The 16,919-nt window shown below is 51.1% G+C and carries 10 protein-coding genes; 2 read left to right on the top strand and 8 right to left on the bottom strand.

All coding sequences use genetic code 11. From position 1 onward, the window contains the following. Positions 1–25: 25 nt before the first annotated feature. Positions 26–775, bottom strand: coding sequence for a LytR/AlgR family response regulator transcription factor (locus BM123_RS09785; RefSeq protein WP_090167781.1), 750 nt, complete (start codon positions 773–775; stop codon positions 26–28). 237 nt (positions 776–1,012) lie between these two features. On the opposite strand from BM123_RS09785, the gene BM123_RS09780 reads away from it, so the two are divergent. Continuing rightward, complete coding sequence (locus BM123_RS09780; RefSeq protein WP_090167779.1) at positions 1,013–1,462, top strand: DUF1761 domain-containing protein; 450 nt, start codon at positions 1,013–1,015, stop codon at positions 1,460–1,462. Positions 1,463–1,574: 112 nt separating this feature from the next. Here BM123_RS09780 and BM123_RS09775 read toward each other — a convergent pair whose 3' ends face one another. The 3 genes from BM123_RS09775 to BM123_RS24680 all read right to left on the bottom strand — a co-directional run bounded on the left by BM123_RS09775 (position 1,575) and on the right by BM123_RS24680 (position 3,905). After that, positions 1,575–2,147, bottom strand: a complete 573-nt coding sequence (locus BM123_RS09775; RefSeq protein ID WP_090167777.1) for a PhnA domain-containing protein — start codon at positions 2,145–2,147, stop codon at positions 1,575–1,577. A gap of 43 nt (positions 2,148–2,190) precedes the next feature. Next, positions 2,191–3,714 carry a bifunctional metallophosphatase/5'-nucleotidase gene (locus BM123_RS09770; protein WP_090167776.1) on the bottom strand — a complete coding sequence of 508 codons (1,524 nt, stop codon included), beginning with the start codon at positions 3,712–3,714 and terminating at the stop codon, positions 2,191–2,193. Positions 3,715–3,779: 65 nt separating this feature from the next. After that, positions 3,780–3,905 (bottom strand): hypothetical protein, encoded by a 126-nt coding sequence (locus BM123_RS24680; protein ID WP_262490452.1) that lies wholly within the window; start codon positions 3,903–3,905, stop codon positions 3,780–3,782. Between the two features lie 83 nt (positions 3,906–3,988). Here BM123_RS24680 and BM123_RS09765 point away from each other — a divergent pair, with 83 nt between their 5' ends. Further along, the gene (locus tag BM123_RS09765) at positions 3,989–4,960 is read left to right on the top strand and encodes a hypothetical protein (protein ID WP_139211827.1); all 972 of its coding nucleotides are present in this window, start codon (positions 3,989–3,991) and stop codon (positions 4,958–4,960) included. A gap of 204 nt (positions 4,961–5,164) precedes the next feature. Here BM123_RS09765 and BM123_RS09760 read toward each other — a convergent pair whose 3' ends face one another. The 4 genes from BM123_RS09760 to BM123_RS09745 all read right to left on the bottom strand — a co-directional run bounded on the left by BM123_RS09760 (position 5,165) and on the right by BM123_RS09745 (position 16,837). Next, positions 5,165–6,202, bottom strand: a complete 1,038-nt coding sequence (locus BM123_RS09760) for a T9SS type A sorting domain-containing protein (protein ID WP_090167773.1) — start codon at positions 6,200–6,202, stop codon at positions 5,165–5,167. 68 nt (positions 6,203–6,270) lie between these two features. Next, entirely contained in the window at positions 6,271–14,580 is an 8,310-nt protein-coding gene (locus BM123_RS09755) for a PKD-like domain-containing protein (RefSeq protein ID WP_090167771.1), read from the bottom strand. A gap of 519 nt (positions 14,581–15,099) precedes the next feature. Continuing rightward, positions 15,100–16,395 (bottom strand): TRAP transporter large permease, encoded by a 1,296-nt coding sequence (locus BM123_RS09750; protein ID WP_090167770.1) that lies wholly within the window; start codon positions 16,393–16,395, stop codon positions 15,100–15,102. After that, positions 16,382–16,837, bottom strand: a complete 456-nt coding sequence (locus BM123_RS09745) for a TRAP transporter small permease (protein ID WP_090167767.1) — start codon at positions 16,835–16,837, stop codon at positions 16,382–16,384. The genes BM123_RS09750 and BM123_RS09745 overlap by 14 nt, the downstream gene beginning before the upstream one ends. Between the last annotated feature and the right edge of the window lie 82 nt (positions 16,838–16,919).

Genomic DNA, 16,919 nt, shown 5'->3' with positions numbered 1-16,919 from the left:
ACAATACGCGTCTTTACAGGTAAGGCTACCGAATCAAATTCACCCGCGCAATAAAAGCCTCCCGGTGTGACTTACCGATAGGGATGGCTTTGCCAGCAATAGCTACGTGGCCTTCTGCAATTTCATCAATCTGAGACAGGTTGATGAGGTAAGAGCGGTGTACGCGCATAAAGGTGGGCGAGGTCAATTGTTCCTCCAGTTTACCAAGAGCGATACTTAAGAGGTATTCCGTGGAGGAGGTTACAATCTTACAGTAAGCACGTTCTGCTTCAACGTAGAGGATATCTTTCAGGAAAAGCTTAACCATACGCTCTTTGTGGCGAACGAAGATGCGGTCGCTGAGCAAGTGAGCATCCTCGGAGATGGCGGCGGATTGGGGCGCGGACGCAGGTGCAGTGGAAGCGTTCGCAACCGCAAGGTCAATAGCCCGGGAAAGTTCTGTTTTGCGGTAGGGCTTGGTCAGGAAGGCCTGCGGGAGCGTCGATTTTGCCCGGTCAAAAGTCGCCTGATCGCTATTTGCCGTCAGGAAGATAGTGGGCACAATGATATCTTCCTTCAGGAGAAGTTGAGCGGTTTCGACGCCGTCAAGGTTTCCTTTGAGGTTGATGTCCAATAGCAATATATCAGGTGGCGACTGTCGGCACTGCACAACGGCTTCCTCTCCCCTGGGGAGAATACCAACGACCTCATAGCCCAACTGTTCCAGATGCATACTGATCTTGGCAGCGATGATCATTTCATCTTCAACGATTAAGACTTTTACGGCAGAATTCATAGGAGATTGAAGTAGGTAAAAATAAAGTTTTAAGGTACGCTTTTATGGCTAAGCCTGTAGATCAATATTAAGACTGCCGTGTAGCGCAAACCGACCAATCCTAGTCTTCACAACCCGCTTACGGACATTCAGAGTAGCGCCAAAGGAAAATCTAAGACCAGGCATTTAAAACAAAAACGATTTAAATTTTCAAATCAGACACTAAAACCGTATGTTCACACAAGCAAAACATCCATCATGCAAAACAAAACGAATTGGCTAGCGATCATCGTCGCAGCCATTGCCGGTATGTTCATCGGCTTCCTCTGGTACGGACTGTTCTTCCAGGCCCAATGGGCAGAAGCCGTTGGGATGACTGGACCAGGCCTAACGGAACCAGGAGCTGAAGTCTTTAAGCACGGCAAATCCATAACCCTGGACCCCGTACTCCCCATGATTATCAATGCGGTCAGCATGGTCATTTATGCACTGATCCTGAACTGGCTGGTAGTCCAAACCAATCGCTTCAGCTTTGCTGGCGGCGCGGTTCTGGGTGCGCTCATTGGCCTGGTAGCCATGCTAACCTCTTACGTTAGTAACCGCTTCGCTGCCGACCCCACCATTCTGAGTGTCATTGATGGCAGCTACTACGTCGTGCTCTTTGCCGTAATTGGCGGTATTGTCGGGGGGTGGCGGAAAAAAGGGTAGACGGGTAGACGGGTTGCGGGTTGCAGGTTGCAGGTTGCAGGTTGCAGGAAGTTAGGCCTACAAGCTGAACCTGCAACCCGCAACTTGCAACCTGCAACCTGCAACCTAAGTCCTACTTATTCTTCTTCACGTACTCCGTCAGGATCACAATCATTTGTGTTTCGACCTTGCCCTCGATCTGGCCGGCATTGTCATGTACCAGCCGAATGTTGCGCACGGCCGTACCTCGTTTGGCAATGAAGTTAGCGCCCTTCACCTTCAGGTCTTTGATGAGGGTAACGGAGTCTCCGGCTTCGAGCACGTTTCCGTTCGCGTCTTTGTGCACGACGGCATCCTCATCAGGCAGGCCGGCTTTGGCCCAGGCGAGGGTGTCATCTTCGAGATACATCATGTCCAGCAGGTCCTGTGGCCAGCCTTCTCCGCGCAGCTGGTGCAGCATACGGTAGGCGACTACTTTTACCGCTTCCACCTCCGACCACATACTGTCGTTGAGGCAACGCCAGTCGTTGGCCACCGGGTCCACCTCTCCCGTCAATTGGTCATTTAGCTTTTGGCTGATAACGATGCTTTTCTCCGGGCTGCCGTCTGCTCCGGGACCAACTTCGTAAACGGTCAGGTTCTCAGTTTCTCCACTGAGTTCACAGGCATTGCCGGAGCGGGATTGCAGGTCGCGATCAATTTTCATGGGGGCGAAGGTACGTCAATTCAGTACGACCACTACCACCCTACTATCTGCCCATATACCAGATCACCACGTCCCGGATATCATTCCGCAGTGGTTTGCCGTCAACGGTCAGCATTTCTTCATTGGTACCGTCGTAATGATCTCCGAGGAATTCAAGATTAGCCTCATAGCCTTTGGCTACGAATTCAGGCAGCACAACGGAGTAGTTTTTTCCCGGATCGATCACCTCTCCGTTAACGGCCAGGTCACTGGGGTTTACGTTCTTGTATTGCAAGTAGCCCCCTTCGCCGAGGTTATCCCGGATGCCGGTCTGGAGCGCACGCTCCAGCACCTCACCGGGCAGCTCGATACGCACCAACTTGCCGCCAAAGGGGTAAGTTCTCAGGATGTCGTACTCCGTTACAACATTGAAGATGTTATCGTCCAGTCGCATGGTTCCTGAATTGATAAAATATACGTCTGCACCGGGCATGGCGGCGGCAATAGCGTCCATCGTCAGGCGGCCGTAATTCGTTTGGCTTGTTCGGATGAGCGATTCTTTACAGACCAGCGGCTCGTCGATTTCAGCGACTTCCCTGCGGGGTTCAAAGCCCATGTCTTCCATAACGGTGAAGGCCCTGGCCAGCCACTTGTCTACGACCGCTTTAGTGGCCGGTTCGTCGGCTATGGTATCATCGATTTTTCGGATGGTGGAGCTAATGCTGGTTTTGCCGCTATTCCGGTCATGAGAAATCCGGTGGATGTAGACGGTCTTGGCATTAGCGTCGGCTTTAGCAATCACGGTGCGCTCTACGTAGCGGCTGAGTTGACTGTGGTCGTGGCCGCCCACGAAGAGTGGTACGCCGGGCACATCAGCGGCCAGCGCCTCGTCCTCGTCCACGTTCAGGTGGGTAATGGCCACGGCGAGATCGCTGACGGGTTGCAGCTGCTTCAGGGTGCTGCGAAAAGATTCCGTAACGTCAGTATACTTTACGTAATTGATCTGGTTGAATGGCAGCACGACGCCCAGCAGGCCCAGCCGCAAGGGGGCACCATTCGCCACGGGAATTTCGTGAATCAGATATTCCGGCACCGGTTTATTCCCCTGCATAAAGGCCCTTTCCCGTCCATCCACAACGGCAGTAGCATTGCAGACAGTGTACTGAAAATCACTCTGGGCGAGCCGTTTTTCCAGTAGTGCACGGTCTTTGATGTCAAACTCATGATTACCGAAAGTAGCGTAGTCCAGCCCCATGGCGTTCAGGGTTTCCACCATTTGTAATCCGGCAATTTTTTCGCGTTCTCCCGCTTCATTCTCAAACTTCATGGTGCCGAGAAAGCTGGGGCTTAGGAAATCGCCGGCCAGCATGGTAATCACATAGGGGTTTTCACGCAACAGCTCCTGACGGACGGTAGCAACCCGGGCCAGGCCGCCGGCTTTACCACCTTCCAGCGGCGCAATTTCGTATACATCGTTGAGCTGAAGTATAATGAATTCAACGGGAGCTTCCCGGACAACCGTCGCTACGGTGGGTGCCGTACAGGCCGTGATCAACAGGGCAAAGAGAAGTAGAAATAGCTGGCGCATGGGTATCTTAATTGGTGGTGGGTACAATTTACGGTAGAGACGTTGGAATCCGGCAATTCCATAGTTCAGGGCGCGGCCGCAGGTGCAAGGAGGATGTTGAAGGAGCAAAAGAGGCTCCCTTCCCTGGTGTTCAGGCTGTATTCAGCCTTCCGCTGCACGAATACCTGAGAATAAAAACGAATTCTCCCCATACTCCCGCAAATTCTAATTCTCCCCATTTCCCCGGTCAGCGGGGCGCACTTTTGTAGTGTACTGAAAAAGTATACCTATGAAGATGCGTATTCCCCCCCTGCTCCTGGTTCTCTTCCTTTGCACCTGCGTCCGCGCCCATGCAGACACAGTAGATCCGGCATTCAACCGTGTAATTGCCCGCTCGGGCCTGCAACTGCGCAGCGCCCCGAGCACGGCCTCTGCCTCGCTGGCGCTCATTCCTTTTAACGAAACCGTCAGCGTTCTCTCCACCTGTGATATGGGTTATGACACCATTGGCTCGCTCCGTAACCTTCACCGGGAGCGGCAGGGAGCTGATGACGAGCTTATCTTTCACGACACCCCGATTACGGGTGTCTGGATCATGGCCGCCTACGGCCAGGATACCGGTTTCCTGTTCAATGCCTATCTCCACAGCCTGCCTGCAGCACCCCGAAACCTGATTGATCGTGGCCGCGACTTTATCGCTTTTCGCGCCGGCTATGAACTCGAAGACGTACTACCCGTCAATTTTCGCTACTACGGCGTCTATGGTACCGAGGGGAAGTTTGAGCTCCGGGAAGTTACCCTGTCTTACGTAACGGTTCATGCTCCGGGTTATAGTTACCTCACCTACGTAGTAGAAGACTTTGCCCACTTACACCTCATCATCGGAGCAAAGCAAGCGCTGCGGGAGCACCATTTTGCCGGTTATGGTTTCTTTGAAACCCTGGAAGTAACCTGCTCCACCATCAATGATCTTCAGGCTGTCTTGAAGGACCGCATCGGCGTCAACTGCGAGCAACGCTACGGTCAGGAATTTGTGACGGATACTTACGTCAACCATCGTTCGGGCTCTTATTCGCTGGCCGTAGAGCCCCTGGGGTCTGTTGTCCACCTCTCTGCCATCGGTGATATCGATGGCGATGGCCAGCCCGATTTTCTCACTTATCAGGAATCCGAATCAGGTATTGAGGTTCTCCACCTCAGTAGCCAGGCGCAGCCTGGCCGCGCCAGCAAGCCAGCCGCCATTTTGCTGGACTTTGGCTGTTGCTAAACAGCCCGGAAATAAACACCCCCTAAAGATATCTTACCCGAAGACCTCCCGCCCGGCCGTACTGCGCCGGATGGCGGGAGGGGCTTCGGGTTCTTTTGTTTTATCGCAACCCAGTGCCAATAAAAAAGCGGCCAATAATCCACCTCCCGAAAACCTCCGGAGGCGGATTACTGACCGCTAATCAATTAAAGGGCTAATCTCAGATTAACGAACCATCAGGCGGACGGCCTTCTGCTCTTGCTCATCCTTAGCGATTAGTTGGTACATGCCTGCAGGCAGAGCCGGAAGCTGGGTGTTGGTACTACCTACGGTAACGTTTTTCCATTCATTCACGAGGCGACCAGCCGCATCAACGAGGCGGATTTCAGTAGCTCCCTTTGCCCAGTCTCCCTGAAGGTTGATCGTTAATCGACCATTAGAGGCCGCGGGGTTGGGGAATACGGCCAGCTGACGATCGCTGCTGATATTCATTTCCACAGAAATGACGGCACTGTACTCAAAGCCACCGTCAAAATCCACCTGGCGCAGGCGGTAGTAATTCACGCCACTGGTGGGTACCTCATCAGTGAAAGCATAGTTATTGAAGGCGCCCGTGGTGGCGTTGCCCAATACTTTGCCGATGTTCTCGAAACCAGACTCCGGGTTAGCACTACGCTCGATTTCGAAGTGGCTGTTGTCCGTTTCTTCGCTGGTGGCCCAGTTAAGGTTAACCTGCTGATCATTAGGCGTAGCGGTAAAATCAACGAGGGAAACGGGGAGGGAGGTTGAAAAAGAGTAAATGTCAACATCTGCAGCATCTCCATCAGGTCCGTCAATGTTACCAGTAGTAACCGTGCCGGGAAAGGAAGCTGGGGTAGTTGCTAACACTTCACTATTTGCAGCATCATAATATCTTAGTTGAAGCGGCAAGTTTGGCGTATGAATCGGGCATGATGCACCGGCTGGCGAATCCTGCACGTTAATGCTGAATCCAACGGCAAAGGTTCCGCTTCCAGCCGGGAATTCGAATTCTTGCAGTTGCCCTCGCCCGACAACTTCATCGGCGGAATTGAATACCGCTATCCAGGAGCCCACGGGGGGGGCACTTCCGTCGACGGCAACGATGCCGATCATGCCAAAGCCAGCGTTGATCACTGGCTCATTACAACCGGCCTGAAAGCCAAATTCTGCTGGTTGAGCAAAAAGTCCTGTAGTAAAAATAAGCAGCCCACAAAGGACTGAAAAACGGCAAATATGTTTCATTGGATTGTATTAAAAATAGTAGCGGGCCTGCGGGGCAGGCCCGCTACTAAATGGATTATGCAAGTTGTTTATTTCAGTATAAAGCCTTCTGTTCCTAGTACTCCAGAACTCCCGACAACGCGGAGGTAGTAATTTCCGGCAGGAAGGTTAACAAGGTCTAGGGGAAGCATGTTCTGGCCCGTGAGCAGTTCGGGCTGCCTGAACCTACTTACCTCTTGGCCAAGGGCGTTAATGACCTGCACGGTTACATTCTCGTGTTGCGCTTCGGCAACGGTCATCTTAACTGTAATTTGCCCCTCTGAAGGATTAGGGAAAACCGCGAGCGTAAAGTCACTGTTCTCCGATGTTTCAATCACGCTCGTCGTCTCACTAAGGATAAGTTCGATTTTACGCAGACTCCAATCTCCTTTGAAGGTTATTCCGGTAGTGTAGATCTGGTTACGCAGTCGAACAAAAACTTCTTCGCCTGGCTGGAAACCTTCGCTTATACGTGGCGTTTCCGCCAGGTCACCGTAAAGGAATACATTAAGGAAGTAACCATCTTCACGCACTTCTCCAGTACCCATAACATTGCCTGCCTCGTCAGTGAAGTAAAGGGTTTCTCCAGCGTATTCATCCACATCAGAAATCTGGCCATAAAGGCGATCGAAATTAGAGGTTGGCATTGTTTCGCCACTCCTCCAACTATTAGCAGCGTAGCTGGCCCTCAGGTTAATCAGATAACCAAAACCGTTTTCAAGCTCCCGGATAGGGCCAAATGGGCCGAGGTTAGTGATCAGGCTTTGCTGGAATTGTCCGTTCTTAATCGTACGAACGTCGACCAGGTTACCGTCAGAAATCAGTGTGCTAAAGTAATTACTTAATGAAGTAGGCTCCTGCTTAGGGTAACCGACGATATTCAGGCCTGATTGAAGCTGAACCTCCATTGTAGTATCGACCAGAACACCACAAACGCTTACGGTTGCATCGGTTACTACTTCCACCGCAAGGCCGTATCCACCTCGAACACCGCTGGGGATAAAGTTAATTCCACCAAGACCGGGGAAAAAAGTCCACGATTGCGATGAAGTTTGCTCATCAGGATAGATAGCGATTACCGACTGAAGGTTGTTGGTAGCGATCAGGTCAGCAAAGACACTTTCAATACTTGCATCTTCGGGAATTACATCGAAGCTAATAACGTTGAACCCTGCAGTAAGAGATACCTCATCACATGGGATCGGCGTAGAACAATCGCTGGCGGAATTAACCAAAACCTGAAACTGGACTGCGTCATCATCCATACAGCCGTGCTGACTCATGGCAGTATAAGAAAAAGTGTAGAGGCCAGTGGCAATATCAGATGGCGTTATGGTGCCTTCATTGCTGATCACAGCGAAACCTGGTCCTGCTTCCTGATTGAAGATGCCAAAATCTGTCGCACCAGGGATCATGGAAAAAAGATCAAAATCACCAGCACCCTGACAGGCCTCGCCAGGAATGTTGTTCCAGGTTCCGGAGTTTGGCTCTGGCTCAACCATAATGGTAAACATTACGGAGTCTTTATCACAGCCGCTATCGCCGCCACCAACAACGTACTTAAAGTCGACACCCACTGGCGTTGAGCTTGTACCACCAATGGATGGCGTGAAATTCTGCCCGTTCATGAGAGGGTCACCGTTAGCAAATGTGAAGACACCTCCTGCAGATTCTCCGAGAAGAGCATTCGATAAAATAATGGTGGCGCCATCGCACTGCACGCCAAAGTCAGTATCAAGTACTCCAGGTTCTACCTCCCCGCTTAGCGTCAGGCGAACGGTATCAAATTCCATAATACAACCACCGGTGTTATCATACTCGATGGCAAAATCCACATATCCTTCCTCCAGGTCAGATTGAGGTGTGACGTAAATGAATTGGCGGTTATTTGCTATAAAGGTATTCGTTTCTGCATCATTAATTAGAATCGACTGGCTATTAGGAGTAGCTTGTAGTGCAAACTTTTTCGCTGTTCCACCAATCATTTCCCAGCGATATTGTCCTGGGACATCATTGAGATCCCGCCCATTGACGTCTTCTAACTCAAGCTCAACGGTGACCCCTGCTTCTGCGCAGATAACAGAAAGGTTGTTTAAGGTAAGCACGATCTCAGGCTCGAAACTAACCGTAGTGGTATCCGGGATGCCTGCACAATCTTCCGTATAGGGAGTAGCGATGTAGGTCACCGTCTTAATTCCAGGCGTAGTATTGACGAAACTCATACCAAGTATACGAGTAAACTGTGCACTTGAGTTAGAGTAATCATCCTTCAGGAGAGTTGTATCAGTAACAAAGGTGGTATCACCCGCAACTAATCCGGCAGGAACATCAATCTTTACAACGAAGCTATCAATAAGTGGAGTAGGGTTATTACCGAATGCCTTAACGGCGAGATCGAATAATTCTCCACTACAAAGTACCGTATTAGGGGAAATCGGAGGAATAGAGCCGTCATTTGGCCGAACTTCCACTACTGCTTCGTTGACTGGTAAGACGACAATATCAAATTCAACCGTACCGCTTGCACCACAATTAGCCACTCCGGGATTGTTGAAGAACGTGAAGTAGGAAACGGTGAAGGTATCCACCATGCCGGATAGGTTAACCAGGCTGTCCGCCATAAAGCTAAGTGTATCAGCCAGTGTAGCCACAGGAACAGTAAACGATGCTCCGCTGGTAAACCAGTTGTCAACCAGGTTAGCAGGATTAACAAGGTTCTTTTCCGTAATGGTTACGTTTGCCATCAGCATAGAACCGGCACTGGAAGCAGAAGCCCGGACGATATTAACCGTCAGTGCCTGATTGGAACAAACCGTATCTGCGGGGTTGGGGTCCAGGAACATCCGGCTGTTATCAAGTCCGAATGTGTCCCGATCGACGCCAACAACCAGCTCAAGGTTAACGATGGGCTCTGGCTGAACGATAATAGTATAATTCACCGTATCACCAACACAACCATAAAGAGTGGCAATTGGGGCGACGCGATATACAACCTCAAGGGCAGCATCTGTTTTGTTAATGAAGGTGTCATTTGCCATGCGCGCGCTGTCCGGATAAATACCTGGGTAGCTGCTACCAGTCATATTCTGTTTCGTCACCCCATCCGGTAAGGGCATGAGTTCGTAGTAAAACTCAATACGATTGGAGCCGTCATTTGATTGATCGAACTGGTCTCTGAAGGCAGAGTTGTCAGCTCCACGAACAACCAGGCCTGTCTTTTGGCCACTACAAATAGTGGTATCAATCTGATTAGTAGCAGACTCAACGATATCAATGATGGGCTCTCCACGGCTGGTAAACTTAAAGGTAATCACGTCACTCAAGCATCCGGAAGGGGAAACCAGGCGTACCAGTACCTCAATATCAGCTTGCTTGCCCGTACGGTTACGGAAGTTAATCTCGTTCAGAGCATTAACACCAAGGCGGCCCATAGCAGGAGTCACTAGCGTATCAAAATCAGCGGGGTTAACGGCATTATCGAGAGCTACAGTATACCCCATGACCATGATGGAATCCGTATTAGCGTCGATGGAGTTTGGCTGTGTGCCCATCAGATCGAATCCGGCATCGCCAAAGGTTTGTCCGGAACAGACATCAATGGCGGAAGGGCTTGTTGTCAATGGTCCTGGGTCAAACCCAGGATCAACCGTCACCGTAAGGGTGACGGGCTCACCGGCACAGTCGCCATTGGGGTGTTCAATGTAAGGGGTGATCGTGTAGGTCACTGTTCCGGCAGTGGGAGCAAAGTTTTCCAGGGCTGTTTCGTAGAATAGAACAGAGTCTGCCGCAGAAGTAACCTGGCTTACAGTGGACAAATCAGATCCGCTTGCATTTCCAGTATCTCCCGTGGTAACGATAATATCAACACCATTGGTGACCGCATCGACCAGATAATACTGAGCAGCGTCTCCCTGGCTGGGTGTTACACTGGAGAAGAGGTAAGCACTGAGGCTATCTCCGCTACAAACGGTGGCGGTGTATTGGGTGTCGGAAACTTTTGTCACCATTGTTCCACCGGGGGTCACCGTGTTGGAAACCAATTCGGCCAGGGGAGTTGGCTCGATGGTAGCAGTAACGGTAACCTGACCACCGGGGCAGCTGGCTTCCGTGCTGGTGCTGAAAACATAAACTACGTTGAGTGGGCCGTCCGTTGGGTTCGTCCAGCTTTCACCATTGAGAATCGTAGCCGTGTCTGTGGTCCCGATAGCATCATTATCTGGCCCCGCAGTAAGCCCTGGGTCAGGGTCTACGCTGGTGAGCGTAAAGCGGACGTCATCATATACAATGCGGTAAGCAATAGAACCAGCTCCATTTGCATCCATACCATTCTTAATGGATGGATTTGGCACACTACCTGGCAAGCCTGCACCATCAACGAAAGAGGTACCTGGCAAGCCTGCAGTGCCCGGAGCAGAGGAGCCGCCAAGGGTTCCCGCAGGGCCACCACTATTACCTCCATCTCCACCATTATGGCCGCCGCCACCGCCGCCACCGACGTTGAAGCCAATCCCCCCAGCAAGAGAAGGCGTTGTTTTACCGCCGTTACTTCCACCAGCTCCTGTTCCCGTCACCCCGTTAGATGCTCCTGAAGTCGAGAACGCGGGTAATACACTAACACCTGGGTCAATGTTACCTGCACCACCACCGCCACCAGCGATGACAGTTGCAACGATATTGCCTTGACTAGCGCCGCGGTTAGGGCCGGCAATCAGGTAGAGGACAGAACCGTCACCACCGTTACCATAGGCAGCAAAATCAGCTCCCGCATTACCACTTTGTACTCGAATCGTGTCCCCTGCAAGTACCGTACCGACCGGAAACGCTCCTGAAACAATGGCACCACGTCCACCGGGGAGATTACCATTTGTAGCAGCTCCACCATCAGCACCAGAAAGAGTAAACACCACATTCTCAATTCGGGCAGCTCCTACGGGGAAGACAAAGTCTTGTGTTCCTACCGCAAAGTTCTGTGAGCCAATAACGGCAGACTCAAACTGGTTGGTACCGCCCATGATGTCAAAATCGAAAGGTGTTTTATTACAAGACGTGAAAGTCTGAGCAGCAGTAACAGTCGTCACTTCTGGGTTGAGAACAACATTTATCTTGATTGGGGCTCCTTCACAGAAACCTCCTCCAATAGAGGAATTCGTGTAACGAGGCGTGAGGATAATTTCAGCAAAATAGGGAGAGCCACTGGTATTGAGGACATTCGAAGCACCAATCTGGTACCCATTAATATCTACCACTTGCGTTCCATCAGGGATATTCAGGAACTCTGCAGCGGAGCCACCGGTCACGGTGGCTTCTACTTCCATCAACCGACCGCTAACACCGGTAGTTGAGAAGTTCAGGTTACTGATGCTGAAGTCATCCTGGCTACAGAGCTCCATGAAGACCTCATCGCCGGACGTGAGGGGCATGGGTGTTCCAAGCACCGCGTCTGCGGTGAGAACGGGTTCGGGCTCAACAGTAATTGTTATAGTTTTTACCGGGCCAGGGCAGTCGTCAGAGCCCGTAGCACCTCCATCAAATACTCCATCCGGGCCAGGAGTGAACAGTTGAACGCTGTAGGTATAGGTAACGGGAGTCAAACTGGTATTAATGAGGAGGTCAAAAATTCGAGGCCCGAAATTAGTCCCGCCAAAGGAGTAATTGAACTCACGAGAAGTCGTGGTCGTAGAAGTGTTTGCATCGTTCGATCGAACCATTACAAAGCCGAAATCCGTAGACGGGTCGAGCGCTGTTCCGGGGTCGATCCAAACAGACGTATTCGAACAAACGGTATTCACATCGTTGGGCAGGCTTACAAAAGCCCCTCCTAAGAATAGATTCAACTGAAGGTCAGCAGGATCAGACAGATCAGGAAGAACTCGAACCTTTATTTCCCGTCCTTGGCCAAAGCAATCATCACCCCCAGCCTCTGTTCCGTCCGGGCCGTAAGTGTAGCCGTTAAAACGGTAAGTCACCGTATCGGCAACGTTGCCGGTATTGATGAGGGTTTCGCTCAGGCCAGCCGTTGGCAGAAAGTTGCGGGTAATCTGTTGCAGCGGGATATTTCCAACATTAAAAATGGTATTGTTTGGCCCTGCTTGTTGGCGCTCCACAAATACGCGGCTACCAGCAGCAGTAATCTCCGTCATAAAGTCGACCGTACTTCCACTACAGATAGTGATTACGGGCGTGTTTGCAGATCCACTGGCAACGGCATCGACATTATTAGCCGAAACCGAGATGGCCGGAATTGGATCTACCGTAACCGAGATTATGTACGCTTCACCGAAGCAAGTATCAGCTACAGTAGTGTTACCCGAAAGCATCGTAACCGTGCGAGGTAATACGGGGGTAAGTGTCAGGGTGGCCACTTGTTGGACATCGCTGGTGTTGGTAAAGGCGAAATTTCCGGTGGTCGCATTGTTTTGCAAGCCCTCCGCAGAGAGTGCCAGTGGGCCACTGTAAGTAAGTTCAGCAGGTAATGTCCACTCGTAATTCCAGCGCATATCTGGATTACCACCAGCTGCGCCATTGGAGCCATTAAGACGCACATTGGGAGATTGGTAGCTTTGACCGGAACAAACCGTATCAGTCGCTGTACCAGCAGCAAAGGCTGTGAAGTAAGGTCTTGGCTCGATATCCAGCGTTACACTTGAAGAAACCGGGCATCCATCAGCACTCGTTGCCACCACATCATAGGTGATGGATACCGCACTATTGGTTCCGTTTTCAAACATCCCCGTTACTGGTGAACCATTGTAGCTGAATGTCGAATCAGCAAAGGCACCCATTCCAGATACATTTGCCGGAAGGGCTGCCGTACGCGAGATGGTGTAGTCCAAGTCTGCGTCGTAATCAGTAACCCAGAGTTCGACTTCATCACCGGAGCAAAAGGAGGAGGTTAGTGAATCCGTGCCACTGACGGAGTAGGCCAGTACTGTGGGAGCGATTGGTTGCGCGTTAATAACGAGATCAAACGGAAAGGTTTCCGTACACCCCGTGCTTCCGTTAATCAGGATCAGGTTGATGGTTACCGTCGTGTCCTGATTTGCCGGACGGCAGAAGCCGGTGGAAGGCAGGAAGCCCTCGAGGCTATAGGTGCCGTCGTTATTGGAAACCGCATCGAGGTCGAGTGGGTAAGAAGTGTAGGGCCCCCAACAGGAGCTGATGGAGGGAACAGCAGTATCTTCAAAAGAATACTCATTGAAGTTGCTGCTGAAGGTCAGGTCAGGCAGGCCATTCACCCCTGAGATGTCAACCGTGAAGGCCGTGGCATCTGCACAAACATCCGGCACCATATCAATGGTGGCAGTAATCTCATCTGGCTCCGTAACGTTAGCAAAAGAGGCAGCCGAACAACCGGTGGTGGTAGAAAACAGTTCGACGGTGTAAAAGTCAGCGGGTAACGCGGAAACCGTGATGGTTGGATATCCACCATTGTTAACAATTATTACGCCAGTACGAGTCATACCAGTATTGCTACCCGTAAGTTGATATCCCAAGGTACCGTTGGAAGTACCCGCCGAAGGGGTAATGTTAACCGCACCAGTGCCACCAAAACATGCGGCGTTGGCTGCCGTAGAAGCAGTCACACCAAAATTACTGGAGCCACTGAGGGTATACTCATAGCTCACTTCACAGTCCGTGATCCGGTCGTAAACAAGAAAACGGTAGTTGACACCAGCTTCCAGTTGGCTGTTCGTTGATAGCTGATAAGTCGTGACATTGTTTGGGTCAGGGCCCATTGGAATAAGTCTGGTCGTAATAGTCGGATCGAAAGGCAACTGCCGTACCGTAAAGCGATCAAAGGGACGAGGTCCGGAAGTTGGTTCAACATTAAATTCGATTGAACCGCCGCGTTGACCGGCACAAGGCGGGTTAACAATACTTTCATTAGGCGGAGGCATGGTCAAGCCCGAAGGCGTATCCCGCAGGTCGAAAAAGTTACTGATGGGTGCGTTTGCAACATTTGCTTCCCAGCTCTTGGAGCAGCCTCCGGCAACATCCAATCGCAAAATCCTAACCCGGCTGTTGAGGCCGAAAAATCCGTAGAATATCGGATGTCCATTAGCGGCAAAAGAAGCATCTCCGTTAATCAGTTCTACCTGCGCTTCAAAATTTCCGTTAATAGTAAAACCACTATTAAAGAGGATCTCGTACTTGATGATCGCAGGACCGTTCAGGTTAGGGTTTGGAGCGTCGAATGCTACAAAAATGGTAGGAACCTGTTCGCCACAGGTGCTATTAACCATCACTTCGACATTCGTCTGCGTAAGGTTATCGCACTGCGCCTGCAGCGAAGTAGCCATCAGGCTAAAGAAGCAAACCACCAGCAATGGTAGTCTGCCCAAAAGGGTAAAATTCTTCATAGGGAAAACGATTTGTTCAGGATGATCGTCAATAAAAAGACGGGAATTTGGGTTGAAGCGATTAATGGAATAGGTATAGACAGCCGAAGCTGATGTTTCTTGTGGTTGTTCGTTGGTTTTCAATCCAATACAATACAAAGCCAGCGCGCATAGCCGGTGGCTATGAACGCAGATAAACAACTAGATCCGTTTTACTCAGGTGTAAGTGTAATAAACGTGTGTGGGCGAAAGCTTTATCGCCTGTTCGGGTAAGCCCGATTGGAATAATTAGGTTACAAACATAACTAATCTAGGGACTAAATTCCAAAAGCTAAACCTCTTTTCTAGCCTGGCCATGAGAATCAATTATTCTGCCGCAAGGTCAAATCATTGAGCCCTGGAACCTCTTTGCTACCAACAAAAGCCAGCACCCGCGTTCGCGCCAAAAACAACCGATCCCGCAAAAAAACACACCTTTCCCGCAACAAACCACCGACAAGCTTTCAAAAAGAGGCGACAAAAGATAGTTGCCCGACGAGATTAATCTAATAGAGCGCCCGGTAACCAGAGCGTTAATTGCGGAACGAACGTGACCAGAAGCAAGGCAATCAGCATCATTAAAAAAAGTGGCGTTAGCGGTCGTAATACCTGTGTCAGTTTGATCTCCGCCACCCCAACACCAACAAACAGTACTGCCCCAACCGGTGGCGTACACAGCCCGATGCACAGGTTAAGCACCATCATGATACCGAAGTGAACGGGGTCCATACCCAGCTCCATAACCACGGGCAAAAAGATGGGGGTGAAGATCAAAACAGCGGGGGTCATGTCCATAAAAATGCCGACAACCAGTAAGATCAGGTTAATGAGCAGCAGAATGACAATAGGATTGTTACTAACGCCCAGCAGTCCCGAGGTAATCGCCTGCGGCAAATTTTCGTAACTCATTACCCAGCTCAGTGCCAAAGATGTAGCCACCAGGGTTAGGACAATAGCCGTCGTATTAACGCTCTCCGCAAAAACGCCGGGGAGGTCCTTCCAGCTCAACTCTTTATAGAGGAATGCCAGAATGAGGCAGTAGGCTACTGCAACGGCACTGGCCTCGGTAGCAGTAAAAACACCTGCAATGATGCCACCGATGACAACAACCAGCAGCAACAGGCTCGGCAGTGCCCCCAGAAAGTCTTTTACGATCTGGGAAAGTTTCCAGGGCTCTCCGTTCGGATATCCTTTTCGCTTGGCGTAGACAGCGGCAGCAACAATCAGCAGCAGCCCGGTAAGGATGCCCGGCACGTAACCCGCCACGAAGAGCGCCGCAATACTGACGCCACCAGAAGCCAGACTGTAAACAATCAGTACGTTGCTCGGTGGAATAATCAGGCCGGTAGTCGCTGAAGTGATGTTCACCGCCGCTGAAAACGGGCGTGGATATCCTTCATCCTCCATCCTTTTCGTCATAATACTGCCGATGGCAGAAGCCGCCGCAGCGGCGGAGCCCGCAATGGCGCCAAAAAGCATTGCCGCGACGACGTTAACGGCCGCCAGGCCGCCGGGAAGCGGACCAACCATTGATTTGGCAAAGTCAATCAACCGGCGGGCCAACCCGCCGCGGTTCATTAACTGCCCCGCCAGTATAAAAAACGGAATGGCCAGCAGGGTGAAACTATCCAGGCCCGTAGCCATTCGCTGAGCAACGGTACCGGCGGCAACGAGGCTGTCCATCGTCGTCATCAGGGTAATGAGCGCCGTCAGCCCCAGGGTCCAGGCAACGGGCACGCCAATGCTGAGAAATAAAAGAAAACTAACGAGCATTATCGCTACTTCAAGGCCGTCCATGGAGAATATCTTTTAGCTGAAAAAAAGTAATAAACAGACCGGCCAGTGGTACGGCCAGGTAAACTATGCCAACCGGCAGCCCCAGCGCAGGAGCGGTCTGCCCCAGGCTAAAGGTCAACCAGACATAGTAGCCGCCTCCAATGATCATGACGGCAACGGCAAAAATCAGGACCAACACATCAATAAACCGGTTGAGGCGGTTGACTTTCGCTTCCTCCAGACTATCAGGAAACAAAGTAATCGCAATGTGGCTCCGGGTCGAAACGGCGTAGGCAGAGCCCAGCAGGCTGATCCAGATGAGCAGGTAGCGGGCGAGTTCCTCCGTCCAGCCTGCCTGATTACTGAAAGCATAGCGGGTAAGAACGCCCCAGAGCACCACACTAACCTGAACGGCCAGCAGTAAGGCACAGAAATAGCCGAGAAATCGGGAGAGTTTGGTCATGGAATTATATTGAAACCCCCTCCCCAACCCCTCCCCACAGGGGAGTGGCTATATAAAACGCTATGCGTTTTTGGGGCAGAGC

It is taken from the genome of Neolewinella agarilytica, from assembly GCF_900110645.1.
Taxonomy (GTDB): domain Bacteria; phylum Bacteroidota; class Bacteroidia; order Chitinophagales; family Saprospiraceae; genus Neolewinella; species Neolewinella agarilytica.
The sequence above is the reverse complement of the archived record's forward strand: the minus strand, read 5'-3'. Positions and strand labels throughout refer to the sequence as shown.